This is a genomic window from uncultured Acinetobacter sp., from assembly GCF_947624825.1.
Classification (GTDB): domain Bacteria; phylum Pseudomonadota; class Gammaproteobacteria; order Pseudomonadales; family Moraxellaceae; genus Acinetobacter.
Window position 1 is genome coordinate 1 of record NZ_CANQLZ010000012.1, and the last position, 18,020, is coordinate 18,020.

At 40.1% G+C, this 18,020-nt stretch carries 19 protein-coding genes; 3 read left to right on the forward strand and 16 right to left on the reverse strand.

Annotated features, from left to right (window positions below; genetic code table 11):
* Positions 1-154 precede the first annotated feature (154 nt).
* Complete coding sequence (locus tag Q0017_RS04260) at positions 155-1,933, reverse strand: hypothetical protein (protein ID WP_298143153.1); 1,779 nt, start codon at positions 1,931-1,933, stop codon at positions 155-157.
* A gap of 165 nt (positions 1,934-2,098) precedes the next feature.
* Here Q0017_RS04260 and Q0017_RS04265 point away from each other — a divergent pair, with 165 nt between their 5' ends.
* The gene (locus Q0017_RS04265) at positions 2,099-2,956 is read left to right on the forward strand and encodes an EamA family transporter (protein WP_298143156.1); all 858 of its coding nucleotides are present in this window, start codon (positions 2,099-2,101) and stop codon (positions 2,954-2,956) included.
* Between the two features lie 26 nt (positions 2,957-2,982).
* On the opposite strand, the gene Q0017_RS04270 is transcribed toward Q0017_RS04265, so the two are convergent.
* From Q0017_RS04270 to ispH, 15 genes are all read right to left on the reverse strand, one after another.
* A complete protein-coding gene (locus Q0017_RS04270) occupies positions 2,983-3,441 on the reverse strand; it encodes a hemerythrin domain-containing protein (protein ID WP_298143159.1) in 459 nt (152 codons plus the stop codon).
* 95 nt (positions 3,442-3,536) lie between these two features.
* Positions 3,537-4,304, reverse strand: coding sequence for a TSUP family transporter (locus tag Q0017_RS04275; RefSeq protein WP_298143162.1), 768 nt, complete (start codon positions 4,302-4,304; stop codon positions 3,537-3,539).
* Between the two features lie 8 nt (positions 4,305-4,312).
* Complete coding sequence (truB, locus tag Q0017_RS04280) at positions 4,313-5,221, reverse strand: tRNA pseudouridine(55) synthase TruB (protein ID WP_298143165.1); 909 nt, start codon at positions 5,219-5,221, stop codon at positions 4,313-4,315.
* Between the two features lie 199 nt (positions 5,222-5,420).
* Positions 5,421-5,795 carry a 50S ribosomal protein L19 gene (rplS, locus tag Q0017_RS04285; RefSeq protein WP_297423551.1) on the reverse strand — a complete coding sequence of 125 codons (375 nt, stop codon included), beginning with the start codon at positions 5,793-5,795 and terminating at the stop codon, positions 5,421-5,423.
* 141 nt (positions 5,796-5,936) lie between these two features.
* On the reverse strand, positions 5,937-6,677 hold the full coding sequence (gene trmD / locus Q0017_RS04290) for a tRNA (guanosine(37)-N1)-methyltransferase TrmD (protein WP_298143168.1): 741 nt from the start codon (positions 6,675-6,677) through the stop codon (positions 5,937-5,939).
* Between the two features lie 26 nt (positions 6,678-6,703).
* Complete coding sequence (rimM, locus tag Q0017_RS04295; protein ID WP_298143169.1) at positions 6,704-7,252, reverse strand: ribosome maturation factor RimM; 549 nt, start codon at positions 7,250-7,252, stop codon at positions 6,704-6,706.
* A gap of 18 nt (positions 7,253-7,270) precedes the next feature.
* Positions 7,271-7,528: a 30S ribosomal protein S16 gene (gene rpsP / locus Q0017_RS04300; protein ID WP_298143172.1), complete on the reverse strand. Its 258-nt coding sequence runs from the start codon at positions 7,526-7,528 to the stop codon at positions 7,271-7,273.
* A gap of 146 nt (positions 7,529-7,674) precedes the next feature.
* Complete coding sequence (locus Q0017_RS04305) at positions 7,675-8,118, reverse strand: type IV pilin protein (RefSeq protein WP_298143175.1); 444 nt, start codon at positions 8,116-8,118, stop codon at positions 7,675-7,677.
* Positions 8,112-8,654 (reverse strand): type IV pilin protein, encoded by a 543-nt coding sequence (locus Q0017_RS04310; protein ID WP_298143179.1) that lies wholly within the window; start codon positions 8,652-8,654, stop codon positions 8,112-8,114. Before Q0017_RS04310 ends, Q0017_RS04305 begins: the two co-directional genes overlap by 7 nt.
* Positions 8,655-8,662: 8 nt before the next feature.
* Positions 8,663-12,724 (reverse strand): pilus assembly protein, encoded by a 4,062-nt coding sequence (locus Q0017_RS04315; protein WP_298143181.1) that lies wholly within the window; start codon positions 12,722-12,724, stop codon positions 8,663-8,665.
* Positions 12,725-12,743: 19 nt separating this feature from the next.
* Positions 12,744-13,520: a PilX N-terminal domain-containing pilus assembly protein gene (locus Q0017_RS04320; protein WP_298143184.1), complete on the reverse strand. Its 777-nt coding sequence runs from the start codon at positions 13,518-13,520 to the stop codon at positions 12,744-12,746.
* Entirely contained in the window at positions 13,517-14,578 is a 1,062-nt protein-coding gene (locus Q0017_RS04325) for a PilW family protein (protein WP_298143187.1), read from the reverse strand. The genes Q0017_RS04320 and Q0017_RS04325 overlap by 4 nt, the downstream gene beginning before the upstream one ends.
* Positions 14,578-15,114 carry a type IV pilus modification protein PilV gene (pilV, locus tag Q0017_RS04330; RefSeq protein WP_298143190.1) on the reverse strand — a complete coding sequence of 179 codons (537 nt, stop codon included), beginning with the start codon at positions 15,112-15,114 and terminating at the stop codon, positions 14,578-14,580. Before pilV ends, Q0017_RS04325 begins: the two co-directional genes overlap by 1 nt.
* A complete protein-coding gene (locus tag Q0017_RS04335; protein ID WP_298143192.1) occupies positions 15,111-15,557 on the reverse strand; it encodes a Tfp pilus assembly protein FimT/FimU in 447 nt (148 codons plus the stop codon). The genes pilV and Q0017_RS04335 overlap by 4 nt, the downstream gene beginning before the upstream one ends.
* A 345-nt stretch (positions 15,558-15,902) precedes the next feature.
* Positions 15,903-16,853, reverse strand: coding sequence for a 4-hydroxy-3-methylbut-2-enyl diphosphate reductase (ispH, locus tag Q0017_RS04340; protein ID WP_298143194.1), 951 nt, complete (start codon positions 16,851-16,853; stop codon positions 15,903-15,905).
* Between the two features lie 137 nt (positions 16,854-16,990).
* Between ispH and gmk the strand changes: the two genes are divergently transcribed.
* Positions 16,991-17,614, forward strand: a complete 624-nt coding sequence (gene gmk / locus Q0017_RS04345) for a guanylate kinase (RefSeq protein ID WP_298143198.1) — start codon at positions 16,991-16,993, stop codon at positions 17,612-17,614.
* A gap of 76 nt (positions 17,615-17,690) precedes the next feature.
* A complete protein-coding gene (gene rpoZ, locus Q0017_RS04350) occupies positions 17,691-17,972 on the forward strand; it encodes a DNA-directed RNA polymerase subunit omega (protein ID WP_067762989.1) in 282 nt (93 codons plus the stop codon).
* Positions 17,973-18,020: the final 48 nt, after the last annotated feature.

Sequence of the window (18,020 nt, forward strand, 5' to 3'; positions counted from 1 at the left end):
ACAAGAAGCACTTGATACCCTACATACAGTTGAAGGCACAATCCGCGTTCGCGTATTGTTCTAAATCACTGTAAACAAAAAGCCACAGTCTTTAGACTGTGGCTTTTTTTTATTGAAGGCTAAAAAACTATACCTTGGTATGTTTGGTTAGATTTTATTGTGGAATTGACCAACAATTATTTTGATCATCTACTAAGCGTGGTACCTCAATATCTCGATCCACATATTCACCATCACACCATGAGCTGTCATTGAAATTAAAGTAGATTTTGTTTTGAGTTAAACCTTCATATTCTAAATAACCCTGACGTTGTAAATTGCCTTTATTGACATAAGCCCAAGCTTCCATCCAAAAATTAAGTTGATTATTACTAGATGGTCTGACCGGTAGATATACCATTAGCGACTGATTAATCGGTAAGCTATACGTCTTGCTAACAGACAAACCCTCTGAATCAGAACCATCATTTCCATACGTTCCCATATACATTTGCACATTACAGGTTAAATCAGTTTCATTGTCCAAGTCACAACGTAAATCAAATGGGGTTTTATCAAATAGTTTGGTTTGTTGGTCAAGTAAAATTGTGACCTCTTCTGTAGTATTAGACACCGCCCAACCCGTATGGCTATACACAGCAGTTTCGCCTTCTACATACTGAGCACGTGCTTGCCACTGTAATTGAGTAGCATCTAAACTGGTGCGTACAATACTGCCCTCTTTACCAATGCTATAGTCACGTCCATTTAAAGTCACCACACAATCGATTGCTTGATTGTCCTTTAAACAACGTACTAAATTATTAGTTTTTGCAGGTACTAAATCAATACGCACTCTATCTGGAATGACGGAGCTAACTTCAGATAAGGTGTCATCATTTGGATGGCTGGCTAGCCAATCAATACGCCCAGCGCTTGGCATATTAACAATTTGTATACCTTCGGCAGGAACATAACCTGTACGTGTAATTTTACTGTTGTCTGTTAGGGTTGCATTGGCAGTAACATGACAAGGTGCTGCTACATTTTCAGCAAAACATTCTACAAAGACCGTGGCTGCACCCTGATACTGAAAATCCCAATTCCATGTAGAAAAATGCTCAACCGTTGCCTGTACAGCTAATCCCGTTGCAGACTGATTCGACTCCACGACATAACCAACCCCGTCTTCCACCCACAAGCCTTTGCTTTCATCGAAATACCACATTGGAATTTCTGTACCGATCGACATTCCCTGATTGTCGATGCTACCCACTGGTAAATCCATACGCAGTTCAGCGGTTTTACCTTGTGCCAATTGTAGGGTTTCACCTTGTTCATTTTTAAAGGTTACAGAGATCATCCCTGCACTGATTAAATTTACAATCTCATTTTGGGCATTTTGTGCCACACCATTGGCAGGCATAGCATTGAGGTCATCGCCTTGAATATCCCATGGACTAAATTCCACTGTTACTTTACCTGTGGCCACTTCTCCATTTGGGCGTACAAATGCATTGGCAGGTAAGGTAATACTGGCATTGAGTTCTGAGCTTTCAATTACTTGAGCTTTTTCAATTGCAGGTACTTCGATCACATTTTTAACTGCAATTAAACGTGCATTAATATTTTCAAGTTCCGTGGCTTTAAATCTCACTGACTGACTCACAAAGCCTGCTTTTTCAATCTGTACCACCACATATTCGTCATTTTGTGGAATGTTGACCGTAAAATTGGCTTTACCTGCCACATCAGTGGTAAAGCTTTGCCCAGCAATTTTGATTGTAGCATTACGAATACTATTGCCTGAACTGGTCAAAATTAAAGCTGACATCTGTTGTTGAATGGTATTTTCACTTGGTGGTACGTGAGTATCATTTGAACTAGAACCACACCCCGTTAAAGCAACGCCTAGCATGGTGGCGAGGAGGATTTTCTTCCATTGCATATTCATGTTTTGAGTCCTTATAATTATCTTCTTTACGATCAAAAATTAACCAAAAGATTAGCTTGCAAGTATATCGAGTTATTTTCAAGGGAATAGAAGCATTTGATTACATTTTTAGCTCAAGTATTTGGGTCTATAATAGGGTTTATTATCTAGGCGAATATTTAAATCATGGCTCATCCGCAATTGCTTGCTGCGCTATTTATGCTGCTTTCAATGATCTCTTATCAGATCAGTGCATCTTTTGCAAAGCAGCTTTTTTTGCACCTTGATCCATTAAGCGTGACCATTTTAAGACTTTGTTTTGCTGCGATTATTGTATTTTTTATGTTTCGCTCATGGCATATTTTTAAGCGTTTAGGCTTTTTAAAATGGCGAGATTTACTCTGCTACAGCGCAGCCTTGTGCTTGATGAATATCTTATTTTATATTTCCTTAGGTAAGTTACCTCAAGGGATTGCGGTGGGACTTGAGTTTATTGGTCCTTTAGGCTTGGCATTATTGTCCATTCAAAAACGCAGTGAATATATTTGGGTTGGTTTAGCCATTTTAGGCATTGCTTTGATGGTGCCTTGGCAGCAAGCTTTTGAGGGTAATTTTTCTATACTTGGTGCGCTATGTGCTCTAGGTGCAGGGCTGTGTTGGGCTTTTTATATTTATTTTGGGCAAAAAGTGGTGCAGCAAAATATTGGTATGCATGCACTGACCATTGCCATTAGTTTATCGGCTTTGAGTTTATTGCCGATTGGTTTATATCATAATGCTCAAGCATTGCTAAATGTAGAATATTGGCCACAAGCGCTTGTTATTGCGGTCTTAGCAACCGCCATTCCTTATGCCTTAGATTTACAAGCCTTAAAACGTTTAAGTAAATTAAGCTACGGTACGTTATCTAGCTTATCCCCTGCATTGGCTGCTTTGGCCGGCTTTATGTTATTAGGTGAACAAATTGGCTTTTGGCAATGGATCGCATTAGGCTGTGTCATGCTTGCGTCAATTGGGGTAACATTTAAAAGCAAAACAGGCTAACCGCATTTACTGTTAGCCCGCTCAGTTTAGACTAAAGCGTCCTTATCGGACTTTTTATACTTGTCGTATTCTTTTATATACTGCTTGGCTAAACTGGTCTTTTCTTTATCGGATAAGATTTTACCAGCTTGTTGAAAAAAACCATGCTCTTCTTCATCTAAATGATGCAATACAGTGTCGACCAATTTTTTTGCTTTATTCAGCCAACCTGAATTACTCATTTCAAGCTCAGTTAATGCCTCTAATAATTCATCCATCTCATGATGTTCGGCAAGCGCATGCCGCGTGATATTTAAGCCGGCATCATTCATCATTAATGGAATATAGAAGTAGCGATCCTCGGCAACGGCATGGGCAAATAATTCGTTTTTATAACGCTCAAATACATCGCGACGTTCGGGGCTGTCACCTGAAGTTTTAAGTAAGGCTTCCCCAAGCTCTCTTTGTTTTTGGTGACTTTCTCGTAATGCTTCAAAAATATTCATAATTGATCCTTGGCGATAGGCTGATGATCCTTTGAATACTTTTTATACTCAATTTAAGCGTGGTTTGACTGTATTAAAGCTGTAACGCCATGCACTTAAAGCCATAAAATTTGATAGCTTAAACGCAAAATTAAAACACTGACTAAGATTAAAAATAAGATTCGAATAAAACCGCTGCCATATTTAAGCGCCAGTTTTACCCCAAGCAATGAACCTACAACGTTGCAGGCTGCCATAAGTAAACCTATTACAAGCAAGACATGCCCACTGGGTACAAAAAAACTTAATGCTGCTAAGTTGGTGGTGAGATTGGCAATTTTGGCCAAAGCTGAGGCATGTAGAAAGTCGACTTGTAAATAACGAATAAAATAGAAAATAAAAAAACTACCTGTACCGGGTCCAAAAATGCCGTCATAAAAGCCAATGATTAAACTGCCAATAGCAGCAAGCATTAAGGTTTTTTGATTCATCACTTGTTGCTGATGCTGCTGACCAAACTGCTTTTTCATCAAGGTATAAATTGCAATGATGATTAGCATAAACAACACAAAAGGACGCAAGATTTCAGTTGGAATTAAAGTAACTGAAGCTGCACCCAAAAATGAGGTCAAGCCAGCGCAGCAAGCCACCAACAACAATAATTGCCATGGTAATTGTACTTTTTTAAAATAAGACCATGCTGCAGAGGCTGTACCAAAAATAGAAGCCAACTTATTGGTACCAAATATGGTGGCAGGTGCCATGTGAGGCATGGCACTCATCAAAGCAGGAATTTGAATTAGCCCACCACCGCCTACTGCTGCATCAATTGCGCCAGCAAAAAATGCAAACAACATTAAGCTCAAGATTAATTCTAATTCCATGGCTTTTCCTAATCGAGATTTAACACGCGTTTGGGGATTAAACGTTTTTTATCATTGATCTGGGCAAGACCGAGGCATTTTTCCCCATCAAAAACCAAGACTTGTTCAAGCGCTGCATGATCAATATTACTTTCCATACCACGACAGAAATATTCAGCACGTCCTTGTGGCACCTGCACATGAGGAAAATGCTCAACTGGCGCGTAAACAGGTAGCAATAAAGCATCACGCTGCTCTTCGGTTAAGCTTTCTAAATATTCAATGGTATAACTTGGAATTAAGTCAAAGTGCCCAGTTTTAACACGATGTAAATAAGTTAAATGACCATAAGTACCTAAGGCTTTGGCAATATCTTCACCTAATACCCGAATATAAGTTCCTTTTGAACAGGTTACATCTAAAGTAATACTGCTGGCGTCAAAGCTCAATAGCTCAATAGCATAGATGGTAATTGGACGTGACTCACGCTCAATTTCAATCCCTTGACGTGCCAATTCATATAGTGGACGTCCTTCTTTTTTCAAGGCCGAGTACATCGGTGGCACTTGCTGAATATCCCCCGTAAACTGTGCAAGTACGGTTAAAATAGCGTCTTCAGTCAATTCAGGTACTGCTTGTTCAAGTAAAGCTTCACCCTCAACATCACCTGTGGTGGTGCTATGCCCTAAAAATACCGTGGTTTGATAACGCTTGGTTGACTCAAGTAAATAATGCGAAAATTTGGTCGCCTCACCTAAGCAAATTGGCAACAAACCTGATGCCAGTGGATCAAGTGCACCCGTATGCCCTGCTTTTTGTGCACGGTATAACCAACGCACTCTTTGTAAGGCTGCGTTAGAACTAATTCCTAAGGGTTTGTTCAGTAAAAATACACCGCTTAAATGACGACGCGGCGCTTTATGTGCAGAAGATTTCATAACACTTTAGATCCAAAAAATTGGCTCATGGTAACAATCCATCTTGTGAGTGTATAGTGATTCAAAGGCAATGTGCTTTTACAAACCCATAAAACCTAGATAGACAAGATTTCGGTTTTAAAAATAATTTTATCGTATATTTAAGCCATAAAAAAATGCGCCAAAAGGCGCATTTTTTAACTCAAGATAAAACTTAAAATTAAGCTTTAACTTTACGAGCTGGTAACTTTTCACGGATACGTGCAGCTTTACCTGACAATTCACGTAGGTAGTAAAGTTTAGCACGACGAACGTCACCACGACGTTTAACTTCGATACCAGCAACAACTGGAGAGTGAGTTTGGAAAACACGCTCAACACCGAAACCGCTAGAAATTTTACGTACTGTAAACGCAGAGTTTAAGCCACGGTTTTTCTTAGCGATTACAACGCCTTCGAAAGCCTGAAGACGTTCACGCTCGCCTTCTTTTACTTTAACTTGAACAATTACTGTATCACCTGGTGCAAACGCAGGGATATCAGTTTTTAATTGTGCATTTTCAATAATTTGAACTAAAGGATGCTTACCGCTCATGGGGTATCTCCAATATGTGCGAGTCAGAAGGGGTCTGATCTTCGCGGGGTATAGAGGCTAAAGCGCATACACCCGATGATCTTTCTCTTTATACTTGACCACTTCAAGGTATAAAGAACCTATTAAAGGTCTTTAAACAATTTAAAGACCCGAATCTTTGAGCCATTTCTTTTGCTGCTTAGTCAACTCAACTTGTTCAACCAATTCTGGTCGACGTTCAAGTGTACGTTGATATCGCTGCACAAAGCGCCATTTCTCAATATTGCCATGATGACCAGATTTTAATACCTCTGGCACATCCAGCCCTTCAAAATGGTCAGGCTTGGTATATTGTGGGCAGTCTAAAAGACCATCCACAAAAGAGTCTTGCACATGGGATTGTTCATCGGACATCGCACCCGGAAGTCTGCGAATAATGCTGTCCAATAATACCATAGCCGGCAGTTCACCACCCGACAATACATAATCACCAATCGACCATTCCTGATCGACATATTTTTGGATCAAACGCTCATCGACCCCTTCATAACGTCCGCAAAGTACAATCAATCCGTCGTATTCGACAAATTGTTGTACAGCATGCTCATGAAGAGTTTGACCTTGTGGTGACATATACACCACAGGGACATTGGCTGCACCTGCCTTTTGTGCAAGTTGTTTGGCATGTTGAATCGCTTGTGCCAAAGGCTCAGCCATCATCACCATACCCGGACCACCACCGAATGGACGTTCGTCCACACGTTTGTAGTTGCCCGTTGCAAAATCACGAGGATTAATACAATGCATCTGTATTAAATCGCGCTTTGCAGCACGCCCGCTAATCCCGTAGGCTGTAATCGCTTCAAACATTTCCGGAAAAAGCGTAATGACTGCAAAAAACATCACAGACTCCCGTATTTCCAAAAATGTTAGTAATCTACGCCCCAATTGACGTAAATACGACCCGCTTCTAGATCAACGCGTTGTACCACATCTTTATGCCATGGAATCAATCGCTCTTCGCCATCAATACTTTGTGGGGTTGCGTGCACCACAATGACATCGTTGGCACCTGTTTCAAACAGTTCAAAAATTTGACCGAGATTAATTTCTTGTTCGTCATCATCAAGCCCTAACACTGTTAGACCTTTTAAATCCGACCAATAATATTCATCTACACCTGCTTGAGGCAGTTGCGATTTAGAGATCCATACATTTGCGCCAACCAGTTCGTCTGCACCAGTGCGATCACTCACACCTTTTAAGCTTACGACCAAGCCTTTGCCATGCGGTTTCCAACGTTTAACATCGACAATTTGCCAACCTGCTTTGGTCTCAATGTACCAAGGCAGATAGTCAAAAATGTTGCTCATGGGTTCTGTATTGGAATAGACCCAGAGCCACCCATTTAATCCATATGCTGAACGTAGCTGTCCAATCTGAATACGATCTTCGGGAACATTCTGTGTTGGTGTCATGGGCAATCTACTACCATATTAAACAGCAGTTGCAGCTTTTTTAGCTTGAGCAGCTAAAGAAGCAACGCGATCTGAAGGTTGAGCACCTTGAGAAACCCAGTGAGCAAAACGGTCAGCATCTAAACGAAGTTTTTCTGCTTTACCTTGAGCTGTAGGGTTGAAGAAACCGATACGTTCGATGAAACGACCGTCACGTGCATTACGGCTATCAGTCACAATGATTTGATAGAAAGGACGTTTTTTAGCACCACCGCGTGCAAGACGAATAACAACCATGATAGAACCTTATAGTTTTTACGGATTATCCTTGTACCGACCATCGATACAGCTCAAACCCCTTTCATAGAGGGCAGTATTTTACGCGATCTTGGCAATGAAATAAAGATGAAAAACTGATTTATCCACACCTTTAAATTTACTTTTTAACGTCCATCCCAATTTGTTATGGCACTTGGGTCACACGCCGTGGTTAATTGTTTATCCCAACAACGATAACCTTTGGAATTTAAAACCAAAACTCCATCGCCTGCTTGAGGTGTACCAAGATTAGGCTTGGCAACAAGCTCCCAAGTGTTTGCCGTTACATTCAGACTAACGGTATATAAATTCGGTTCGTTGCGTGGTAACTGATTCGTTAAGTTGACATCAGCTAATCCTATAAAGCCATTATCTTTTATAAAACTACGACGCGTCACTAAATACTGCTGTAACTTAGTGCCCATCTCAACCAAATCAGATTGCGCCGCTACACGATTAACTTTAACTTTATAGCGCTCATAGCTAGGGATAGCAATCACAGCCAAAATTGCCACAATCGCCACCGTAATCATCACCTCAATTAGGCTAAAGCCACCTTGTTTTACCATGCTTCACCAGTCCCAGTTGCACCACATTCATACAACTTTACTTGTGTCTGATCTATGGTTTTACACTGTAAACCCTGACTGTTCATCACTAAACTATAGTTTGCCAAATCAGTGCTTAGCGCATTCATCTCCCAACTATGACCTAAACTATCACCGAGTCCTGTATCTCCTGCGCTTGCCTTAATCCCTGTTGCGAGTGACTTTTGAGTTTCAGGGTCACGTAGGGTCAAGGTATATTTGGCATTTGTTGCATTACTTCCTAGGGGCAGATAAACCACTCCATTGCTTTCATTAATCAAAGGATCATTGTTTGGTAGGTCAAAAACTGCTGACAAACTAAAACCGTTGTAACTAAAACTACGTCCTTTGTAACGCTCAAGTTGGTCGGCAATTTTTTGCATCTCCTGCTGTGCCTGACTTAAATCGGCACGGCGGATATAATTTTTGTAAGTAGGCACAGCAATGACAGCAAAGATTGTAATAATCACCACCACGACCATTAACTCGATTAAGGTAAAGCCCTTGCTCATTTGCATAACTGTTCTCACTCGCGCTCAAACCAACGCATTGGGCGTAGTTTACGGTTAAGTTCATTGTTGCCTTGGACATTGTCGCCAGTGCCCCCAATAGAACAGCTATCCCCCTCACATTGACTATTCACAATGGTACGTGAATTTTGAGCACCTTGACCTGCTGAACTCACATTAATGGGTGCAATACCAACCCCTGCATATAAGCTATTGCTCAGGCCACTATTTGAGCCACATGTACCAAATGGCATACAGAAACGCTCAATGACGCTTTCACCTTTAATACCTGCATCACAGCCTTGAACCGTACCACTCTTGGCACTATCAAATACGCTCACAAATAATTGGTTATTCATTAAGACTGGATCTGTGATTACTTTTGCGCCCATCGGAGTGCTATAGAACTTTTGCGCACCCTTATTTTTTTCATCAAGATCAAATGCATGTTCAGAGAACGTATATTTCCAACCCGCAATAGTCTCATCAAAGGCTTTATCAATACCTTTACGTTGATTACTCGTCAGCTCTACAGGTTCAACATCTTTTGTCAGCAACTGTGATGCGTTGAGTTTATATAAATTACTACGTGTGACATCTTTATCAAATAAGGTATAAATTGCATTAGGTTTCCAATTTGGCTCATCTGCAACGTCATGCATTGGTCTACTCAAATTTCCAGAACCAATGCTAATAGCAGCCATCACACGACCAGAACTTGGTATACGATAGATACTAAAAGTAGGTTGCGTGTAAAAACGTGGACGTTTGTAGGTATCATTGGTATGCATATCTGCTTGTAAATCGAGTAAACGCACTACATGTGTGGCAAAGGGCTGCTTATCATTGTGGAAGTTATTAATATCTATACGCCATACCTGACCACCTAAATCACCAAAATACAAATGATCCGTCAAACTATCCCCATCTCGATCCACTGTTTTAATCGTGCTCACCACGCTGTAGGCTAAGTCAGGTACCTTATGCTCAATCGTTTTTTGTGCATTAGGTTTAATAGGATCATCACCTGACACATTGGTACTTGCCCACCACAATAGATCACCGGTGTCGGCGTCAAACATATAGACCCCTGCACCACTGCGCTGCGGGCCTTGTTTTTGATCATAACCTGAACTTTCATAGCCTTGGTTTTGACCGATATGGTCATAACCACCGCCTACAAACATCACCAGCTTATCTTGACCTTGCCAATTTACTCGTGTAATGACTGGTTTAGACCAACTTTGTCCCATAAAGCGCAAAGCATCGTACTCTTTGGTACCTGTAGGGCTATGCACTGATTGATTGATTGGATCGATATGGAATTTTACTTTAGGCTGATCAATATCACTTAAGTCAAGCGCGTAATAACTACGCCCTCCCATACGTAAACCACCATAGACCCACTGCTTACCAGCAACCTCAACATCGGTACGTGATCCAACGGTAATTTTGTCAGCTTCTTCACTCTCTGCTACATATTCAGTATGCACTGTCCATGCACCATCAATACCGTATAAGAATTTTCCTGTAGGGTCAGCAGCATTTAGATGAACAAAGTTATTATGATTTGATTCCACCATCTCATTTGGGACAAAGGCAAATTTTTCTTTACCTGTATCAGCTTCTAAGATATGTAACACACCTTGGGTGGTACCAAATAATACATAGTCTTCGCGTTCTGAGGTAGAAATATAACCATTGGCATCACGTTGTACTTTACCATTTTGAGTGAACAGCAATGGGTCGGAATGTAAAATTGCGCCCATTTGACGTAGCTCAGGGCGCTGCTGCCAAATCTGCATAATATCTTCGTCATCCACAGCCTTTGGATTGACCACGTTATAACCTAATAATCCAAGTAAATAACCTCGAAGCTGATCTTGCGCGGTTAAACCTTTGTTAAAGTAGTCTTGATTAATTTGCTTTAAAGCCACATTTTGATTTTGTTGGCAAACAACCTGATTCTTTTTTTCTACACATTCACGCGTGGTATAAACAGTACGCTTAAATCCATTAGCGTCATTTTTACCCAAATCAAGTTGATTGAGTGCACCACCTTGGAATAAACGTGGTTTGGCTTTTTCAGCATCGGTTAAAGAAGATTTTTCCCACAGATCCTTCACACTGTCTTTGACAACACCATTGGTAGCAAAAATGCTCTTATCATTTTGATCGACCACCAATCCTCTGCTACCAATACCATAACGTTTTAGGTTACCTGCCCATGCCGCAGCCGTACCCTGCACAGTAGGTTCATACATGGTCAGATAAGCGTATGGCTGCAATTCATAAGGATTTAAAATATCCACTGGAATAACAGCTTTATTCACCGATGCTGATGGAATGTCTTTTGATAAAACATTGACAAAGCTATTAAAACTTTTGGCAATATCTTGAGCTGACATTGCTGAATACCAACCACCACCACCATGTAACCCAAGCAGTGCAGTATTTTTTAAATTATGTTTGGTACGCTTTGTATTAAGCAGGCTATTGGCATCTTCAAAAGCTTCTAACTCCTCAATGGCTTCTGCTAATTCAGCTTCATTTTCTGCGGTAGTCATAGCAAAATTGGAACTTGGCAATTCTTCAAACTGCTTACCTACACCTACAACAGCTGTTTTAATACTTAAACCAACTGGGTTAGCGCCAGTTTTTAGTTTTTCAGCATAGGCGGAGATACATGACCAACTTGAGTTATCTATATAATTATTCTCATTGCCAAATATATTAGTATAGTCTTTGAGTACACCATTTTTACACATATTAGTACGGTAATCTGTATCGCCTAAAGAACGACTCATCATTCGTTTCATGTAAAAATCAATTGTGCCTTCGCCTTGTGAAGCATCACCTGTATGCGATAAACCACCCGTAACCACATACACCCCTTGTGCATGACACGATTTTAACGACGGGTCTTCAACCTGCTTTGTAATTAGATCTGGGGCTTTATAGTTAATACCATCTACTACTTCAGTAGGTGCATAACGATAACCACTGGTTTTTAAATATTTACTATCATCATTGATTAAAAAACGTGCCCGATCCCATGATAAATCTGCAGCATTGCGCTCGTTCATAGAGTATAAATCATCGTAGCTATCAAGCTTAGTGCTGATTTCCCAATCTTTACATTGACCAAACTCATCCCAAGAACCAGATTTACCTTTATCACAATCTCCCACAAAAGGCCAAAGCTTAGATTTTTCAAACTTTTCTTGTACTTTCCGATCTTCCCATTTAATCCAAGCTTTTTGCATTTCTCTAAAGCCGGCGTTGGTCGTGGTACCCATTAAATATGCTGCTGATTCTGCTAAAGCACTGGCGATAGGTACGTTGTCATTTTCGGTAAATTTATCCCACAAACTCTTTTTTGCATCTGTTGTGTTATATAAAATGGCCTGTACCAATGCCTCTCGCTGTTCCATTTTTTTGCCATTATACGTAACCTGAGCATCAAGACGACGGGCAGGCAAAACGATCGCGGCGGACTTATCTGCATGTTTACTATTTTTATTGTTACTGACCAAGTAGGCTGGAAACACACTCAACCCTACGACTTTATCGCCACTTAAGGGTACGATGTCACGCTGTACGTCACCATCTAGCAAACCAATAAGCGCAATTTTGGCGCGCGTTAAGCGGTCATAACATTGGTAGATATTATTTTCACGCCCAGTTATAGACATGTTACGTGGAATAAAATCACAAGTTTGCTTAACATAGGCCTCATAAGAGGGGAATTTTTTTCTTAAGAAAAAATTATTAAATTTAATGAAGTCGTCAGTATAAACGCAATATTTTGACTCGACTTTACGATTTTTATCACCAATGGTCAGTTCTTCTGGGTCTTGAACACTGCGCACACAACCATAATAGTCGCCATTACCATCATTAAGCGTACCAAATTTTTCACGCATGGTTCGGCTAACATCAAGCGAAATCATAACCGCGGCTGAACCCTCTCCACCACGTTGATAAATCTCACGATCACTTGCCCATGTCGTATGACTCATGAAGCCTGTTGTTGCTAATACCATAACAATAGCATTGCTGATTATTGTCTTTTTCATTTTGAATACTCCCATGCTATCAGTTACTTGCCGGCAACTTATTAAAACCTACCATATAGCTATAATCAGCCACTTGGGTGATATATGGCACGCCTAATCCTTCCAAACATTGTGAAACTGTTGTTGCAGCAGGACTGTTAATATCTAAAGATAAACTTTGAACGCGACCACTGAAATGATTGGATAAACAATTTTCAATATCATCTTTTTTAGCCCCGCCTACTGAGGGCAAAACAGATGTGGCATAAATGGTGAAGCGCTCGTTATTTTGTGTCTTGGCTGAGATAAAATCAGTACCTGTGACATAGTTTGAAAAAGCCGGCTCTAATACGCCAGCTGTTGAACGTCTAATTGCCACTTGTGTAAGTACTGCGTTACGCTCACTGGTATAAAACAAACTATTTTTTGGCTTACAAAAGCCTCGTTTGCCCAAGGTCGTATTTCTTAAACCTGTTGTTGTGAACTCAAGCATACTGGCTTGATTGATGGTAAAAGCGATACCCTGATTCTTTTTAAAACAAAATACTAACTCTTTATTGAGATTTTCAGGTTGGCTAATAAAACCCAAAATACCATTAGCTGTAGACAATTGCTCAAGGTCACTCACCTCTTCTAAAGCCAACATCGCCGAGTCAGAACTTTGTCTTAACAATTCATTAATTTGGCTATTGGTAGCAATGTTTAATGACGTCATACTATGGCGCACACCTACTACACCAATAATGGTAATAATCACCAACATGATTAAGACCACCACTAAAGTTGAACCTTTTTGCTGCACTCGAGAATTTATCATCTTAAGTCCTCCCCAAGAGCATTACGCAAGGCAACTGTTTGTGTGAGTACTTGACGTAAATGATAATCTTGTGAACCCACTAATTTTAAGGCTGTTAAATCTAAAATATTAAAACTTTGATCTGCTTTTATGACTGAGCTTGGTACAGCATCTTGAGAACGTATCACTAGCCCCAATTTCACACTGCGAATTTTCGGCAAATTGCTGGTGAGTGCTTTATAGTCACTTAAGGTCATATATCGGAATTTATTACTCTCGGTATAATTTCCTTCTGCCACACCCAGCAAGACCCGAAAATGATCAACACGATTTAAAATAACTTGATTATTATTATTTAAACCTGTGACATTCACTTTACGATTTTCAGGTTGAGTGGCTACATATGCATCTTCCACAGCACCTAACTGATAGCGTCCAGCATCACAATACAGGGCAAGGTTTGAATTAGTTTGACCATCGGCTGTGGTCAGACCTGTGGTTGATCTTACAAAATAACGCTGCACGATATAGGTTTGATTAGCCACATCACCCAACACAATTTTTCCACCCTCACAGTCATAACCCACAACAATTGCTTGCTCATCTGCACTTAGACCATTGCTGACCTTGCGCAAGAAAGTTGAATCGTCGTAAACATTTTGTACTGCTTTATATTGAATGGTCAGTTGATCGCTTTTTTGACCCACAAAGTTAGATGTACCAGGAAGTAGCGCCGTACCTGACATTTCATTTTGTTGTAAATCCAATAACCTAATCGTGTCAGTTCCAGTGGGTGAGGTACCTGTAATATTACTTGCAGACAAAATTATCCCACCTTGTGCAATCTTTGAATCCAAAACCGGTAAAGATGCACCAAGATTCACTTTACGTAAGTCTTTAGCAACAAAATCAATTCCAAACAGACCATTGTCCTGTAAGTCACCTAAACCACGCTGCAACGATAAATTTGATTGAGAGGAAATAAACATTTGTATAGCCACAGCCACCAAGATTAATCCGAGTGCTAGGGCAATCATCAGCTCAAGTAAGCTCAAACCATGTTGATAGAGTTTATTCATTATTCGTATGCCTCCATCACAATACAGCGTGAAGCATCTACATAAGTACCACCATTGGTACATACATTTTCTTTACTTGGGTCACCGTCTTTAGGTAGCGTTTCATCCCAAGCAATGTAAATACACTGACGTTCCACACCACTACAAGGTTGCATCGCTACTTGCATACCTACCTCTTGGGCCTTAGCTTTAATCTCTATAGCATCAACATAGGCGAATTGGTCTTTTGTACAGGTGGATGTATGCGTGCATTCTGTTGGCATCACAACACCTTCTTCATCATCGGGATCAGGTGCAGGTTCGGGTGTTTTATAGGTTAGTTGTTCAACATAAATAGGTTGTGCAAATTGATTGGCTCGAATTTTTTCTGCAACATCACGCGCTATACTCATAGCTTGGGTACGATAATAAGCTTCGTTTGCTGCTTCTAAAGAGCGATATTGCAGTGCCATAAATCCCAACACAGCAACTGCTAAAATCAGTGCTGCAACCATCACTTCTATTAAGCCAATACCGCGTTGAGATGAATATGTCATGAACACTGCCCCTTGGTTATATTTTGCACGGTGCCAAAACGGGATAAATGTAGCGTCATTGAAAGCTCAGAAGGCGCTGCTTGGTCGCATATTTTTAATTGGGTATCTACGGCCATTTCATTGTCAATCTTGATTTGACCTGATCCAGTAAATACTATTTCAGACACCTCAGTTTGGTCACTGGTTTGTCCTTTAGGCATCCAATTTTTATTATGGGTTGTGTTAAGTGCATCTTTACTGAGATAAACAGTGACGTCTTTTCTTGTTGCTAAGGCAGTTGTACGTGCTTCACTAAGCAACATATTTAACTCCATAACACTGCTTTCTAAATTATATTTACGTATCATACTAGCAAAAGAAGGTACAGCAAGCGTCGCTAAAATCGCCAAGACGCCAATCGTAATCATTAATTCGACTAAGGTAAATCCTTGTAATTTACGCATTATTTATCCCATAAAAATTCAGCACCTTATCCTGTACTAATTATCGAATAAGCAGCAGAAAATACAAACTCATCACAGATAAATGGCATAAAAAATCAGATAAGGATGCTACAAAAACCATAAGAAAAATCACATTAAATACATATTTTTTATGATTCAAATTAAACACTTATTTTTATTGTTTAATAAATTTTAAAAACACCAACTTATTTAGTCAGGTATTTATTTCATCAGCTTAGATCACAACACTGAATTAGAAGAATTTTTTATTGTATTTACTGCTAATAGGCTGCTTTTGTTTGCTAAAAAAACCAATGCTAAGCATTGGTTTAAATAAGATTAGATTTAAGCTTGCGTAATAGGAATTCTTAATTCTTTAGGTAAACTAAAGGTAATGCTTTCTTCACGTCCCGCCAACTCTTGTGGAACATGTGCTCCCCAATCTTGCAAACGCTGGATCACCTGCTTAATTAAGATTTCTGGCGCAGAAGCGCCTGCTGTCACCCCAATTTTAGCTTGGGCATTAAACCAATTTTTATCAAGTTCATCAGCATTATCAACTAAATAAGCTTGTTTACCCATACGCTCTGCTAATTCACGTAAACGGTTAGAGTTAGATGAATTTGGTGAACCAACAACTAATACTACATCACATCGAGCAGCCAAATCACGTACCGCATCTTGGCGATTTTGCGTGGCATAACAAATATCATCCTTACGTGGACCTTGGATACTTGGGAATTTTTGACGCAAAGCATCAATCACTTTAGCCGTATCATCAATCGACAATGTTGTTTGGGTGACAAAAGCCACTTGCTCAGGATTACGCACCACCAAGGCTGCGACGTCTTGTTCGTCTTCAACTAAATAAATTTCACCGCCATTTTTCTTGTCATATTGCCCCATAGTGCCTTCAACTTCAGGATGACCTTGGTGACCAATTAAAATGGCTTCAATCCCTTCACGGGCATATTTAGTGACTTCAATATGCACTTTAGTCACTAAAGGACACGTCGCATCAAAAACCTTTAGACCACGGCGTGTCGCTTCTTGTTGTACGGCTTTAGACACACCATGAGCACTAAAAATCACAATATTGTCGTCTGGAACTTCATCTAATTCATCTACAAAAATTGCGCCACGTTGACGTAAATCATCCACTACAAATTTATTATGTACCACTTCATGACGCACATAAATCGGTGGGTTAAAACACTCTAAGGCACGATTTACAATGGCAATTGCACGGTCTACACCTGCGCAAAAACCACGTGGATTAGCCAATACAATTTCCATAGAATCCTCAAATACTCAGCTTATGGGTTGGATAAATGATTTTGAAATAAATGTAAACAAAGTCACTTGGACTATTTAGTTTAGTGGCTGTCTACTTTAAAATAGAGAAGATATTTTATCATATCAGGAAAAATATCATGTCGGGTCTCTTGTTTGTCGTTTCTGCCGCATCAGGAACGGGCAAAACGTCCCTTGTTAAAGCGCTGCTTGAACGTGTAACCAATTTACATGTTTCTGTATCGCACACCACACGTGGTCAACGCGTGGGTGAACTTGACGGTGTACATTACCACTTTGCACAAAAAGAAGACTTTTTAAAACTGGTTGAAGAAGGCGGTTTTATTGAGTATGCCGAAGTTTTTGGTAACTATTATGGTACAGCGCAAGCCACTGTAAAAGAACAATTGGCCAAAGGTCATGACGTATTGCTTGAGATTGATTGGCAAGGTGCCGAGCAAGTACGTAAACTTTTTCCTGAATCAAAACAAATCTTTATTTTACCGCCAAGTCAGTTCGATTTGCGTCAGCGCTTATCTAACCGTGGCACTGACTCAGTTGATGTGATTGAGCATCGCCTAAGCTGTGCGGTAGAAGACATGCAGCAGTACGTCAACTTTGATTATGTCATTATTAATGATGATTTTAACAAGGCTTTACACGATCTTGAAGCGGTGATTACTGCCAATCGCTTGGCGTTTTTACAACAGGCTAATCGTCATCGTGACTTAATTCAAAAATTGATTACTCCTGTAAGCGAGTGATTAAAACTTGAGTATTTAAGTAAAGACTTTTATACTGCACAGTCTATTTAAATTTACCATTCAACCGAGAATTCTTATGGCACGCGTAACCGTTGAAGATTGTTTAGACCATGTAGACAACCGCTTTGAGCTTGTACTAGTGGCAAGCAAACGCGCGCGTCAATTGGCACGTCAAGGTATTGAACCAACTGTAGAATGGGACAACGATAAACCTACAGTGGTGGCTTTACGTGAAATTGCAGCTGGTCACGTTTCTAAAGATATTTTGAAACAACGTGAGCAAGATTATCAAACGTCTAGCCTTGACCTTGCATTGTCTGCAAATAACTTGAATTTAGATGGTTTTTCTTTCCAATAAGAAAAGCTTTCTACCTAAAGCCTAGTTTTTAACTAGGCTTTTTTGTGC

Bases quoted from the DNA above. Each gene is read 5' to 3' on its own strand.
- Q0017_RS04260 (WP_298143153.1), bottom strand. From the start codon at position 1,933: ATGAATATGCAATGGAAGAAAATCCTCCTCGCCACCATGCTAGGCGTT.
- Q0017_RS04265 (WP_298143156.1), top strand. From the start codon at position 2,099: ATGGCTCATCCGCAATTGCTTGCTGCGCTATTTATGCTGCTTTCAATG.
- Q0017_RS04270 (WP_298143159.1), bottom strand. From the start codon at position 3,441: ATGAATATTTTTGAAGCATTACGAGAAAGTCACCAAAAACAAAGAGAG.
- Q0017_RS04275 (WP_298143162.1), bottom strand. From the start codon at position 4,304: ATGGAATTAGAATTAATCTTGAGCTTAATGTTGTTTGCATTTTTTGCT.
- truB (WP_298143165.1), bottom strand. From the start codon at position 5,221: ATGAAATCTTCTGCACATAAAGCGCCGCGTCGTCATTTAAGCGGTGTA.
- rplS (WP_297423551.1), bottom strand. From the start codon at position 5,795: ATGAGCGGTAAGCATCCTTTAGTTCAAATTATTGAAAATGCACAATTA.
- trmD (WP_298143168.1), bottom strand. From the start codon at position 6,677: ATGTTTTTTGCAGTCATTACGCTTTTTCCGGAAATGTTTGAAGCGATT.
- rimM (WP_298143169.1), bottom strand. From the start codon at position 7,252: ATGACACCAACACAGAATGTTCCCGAAGATCGTATTCAGATTGGACAG.
- rpsP (WP_298143172.1), bottom strand. From the start codon at position 7,528: ATGGTTGTTATTCGTCTTGCACGCGGTGGTGCTAAAAAACGTCCTTTC.
- Q0017_RS04305 (WP_298143175.1), bottom strand. From the start codon at position 8,118: ATGGTAAAACAAGGTGGCTTTAGCCTAATTGAGGTGATGATTACGGTG.
- Q0017_RS04310 (WP_298143179.1), bottom strand. From the start codon at position 8,654: ATGCAAATGAGCAAGGGCTTTACCTTAATCGAGTTAATGGTCGTGGTG.
- Q0017_RS04315 (WP_298143181.1), bottom strand. From the start codon at position 12,724: ATGAAAAAGACAATAATCAGCAATGCTATTGTTATGGTATTAGCAACA.
- Q0017_RS04320 (WP_298143184.1), bottom strand. From the start codon at position 13,520: ATGATAAATTCTCGAGTGCAGCAAAAAGGTTCAACTTTAGTGGTGGTC.
- Q0017_RS04325 (WP_298143187.1), bottom strand. From the start codon at position 14,578: ATGAATAAACTCTATCAACATGGTTTGAGCTTACTTGAGCTGATGATT.
- pilV (WP_298143190.1), bottom strand. From the start codon at position 15,114: ATGACATATTCATCTCAACGCGGTATTGGCTTAATAGAAGTGATGGTT.
- Q0017_RS04335 (WP_298143192.1), bottom strand. From the start codon at position 15,557: ATGCGTAAATTACAAGGATTTACCTTAGTCGAATTAATGATTACGATT.
- ispH (WP_298143194.1), bottom strand. From the start codon at position 16,853: ATGGAAATTGTATTGGCTAATCCACGTGGTTTTTGCGCAGGTGTAGAC.
- gmk (WP_298143198.1), top strand. From the start codon at position 16,991: ATGTCGGGTCTCTTGTTTGTCGTTTCTGCCGCATCAGGAACGGGCAAA.
- rpoZ (WP_067762989.1), top strand. From the start codon at position 17,691: ATGGCACGCGTAACCGTTGAAGATTGTTTAGACCATGTAGACAACCGC.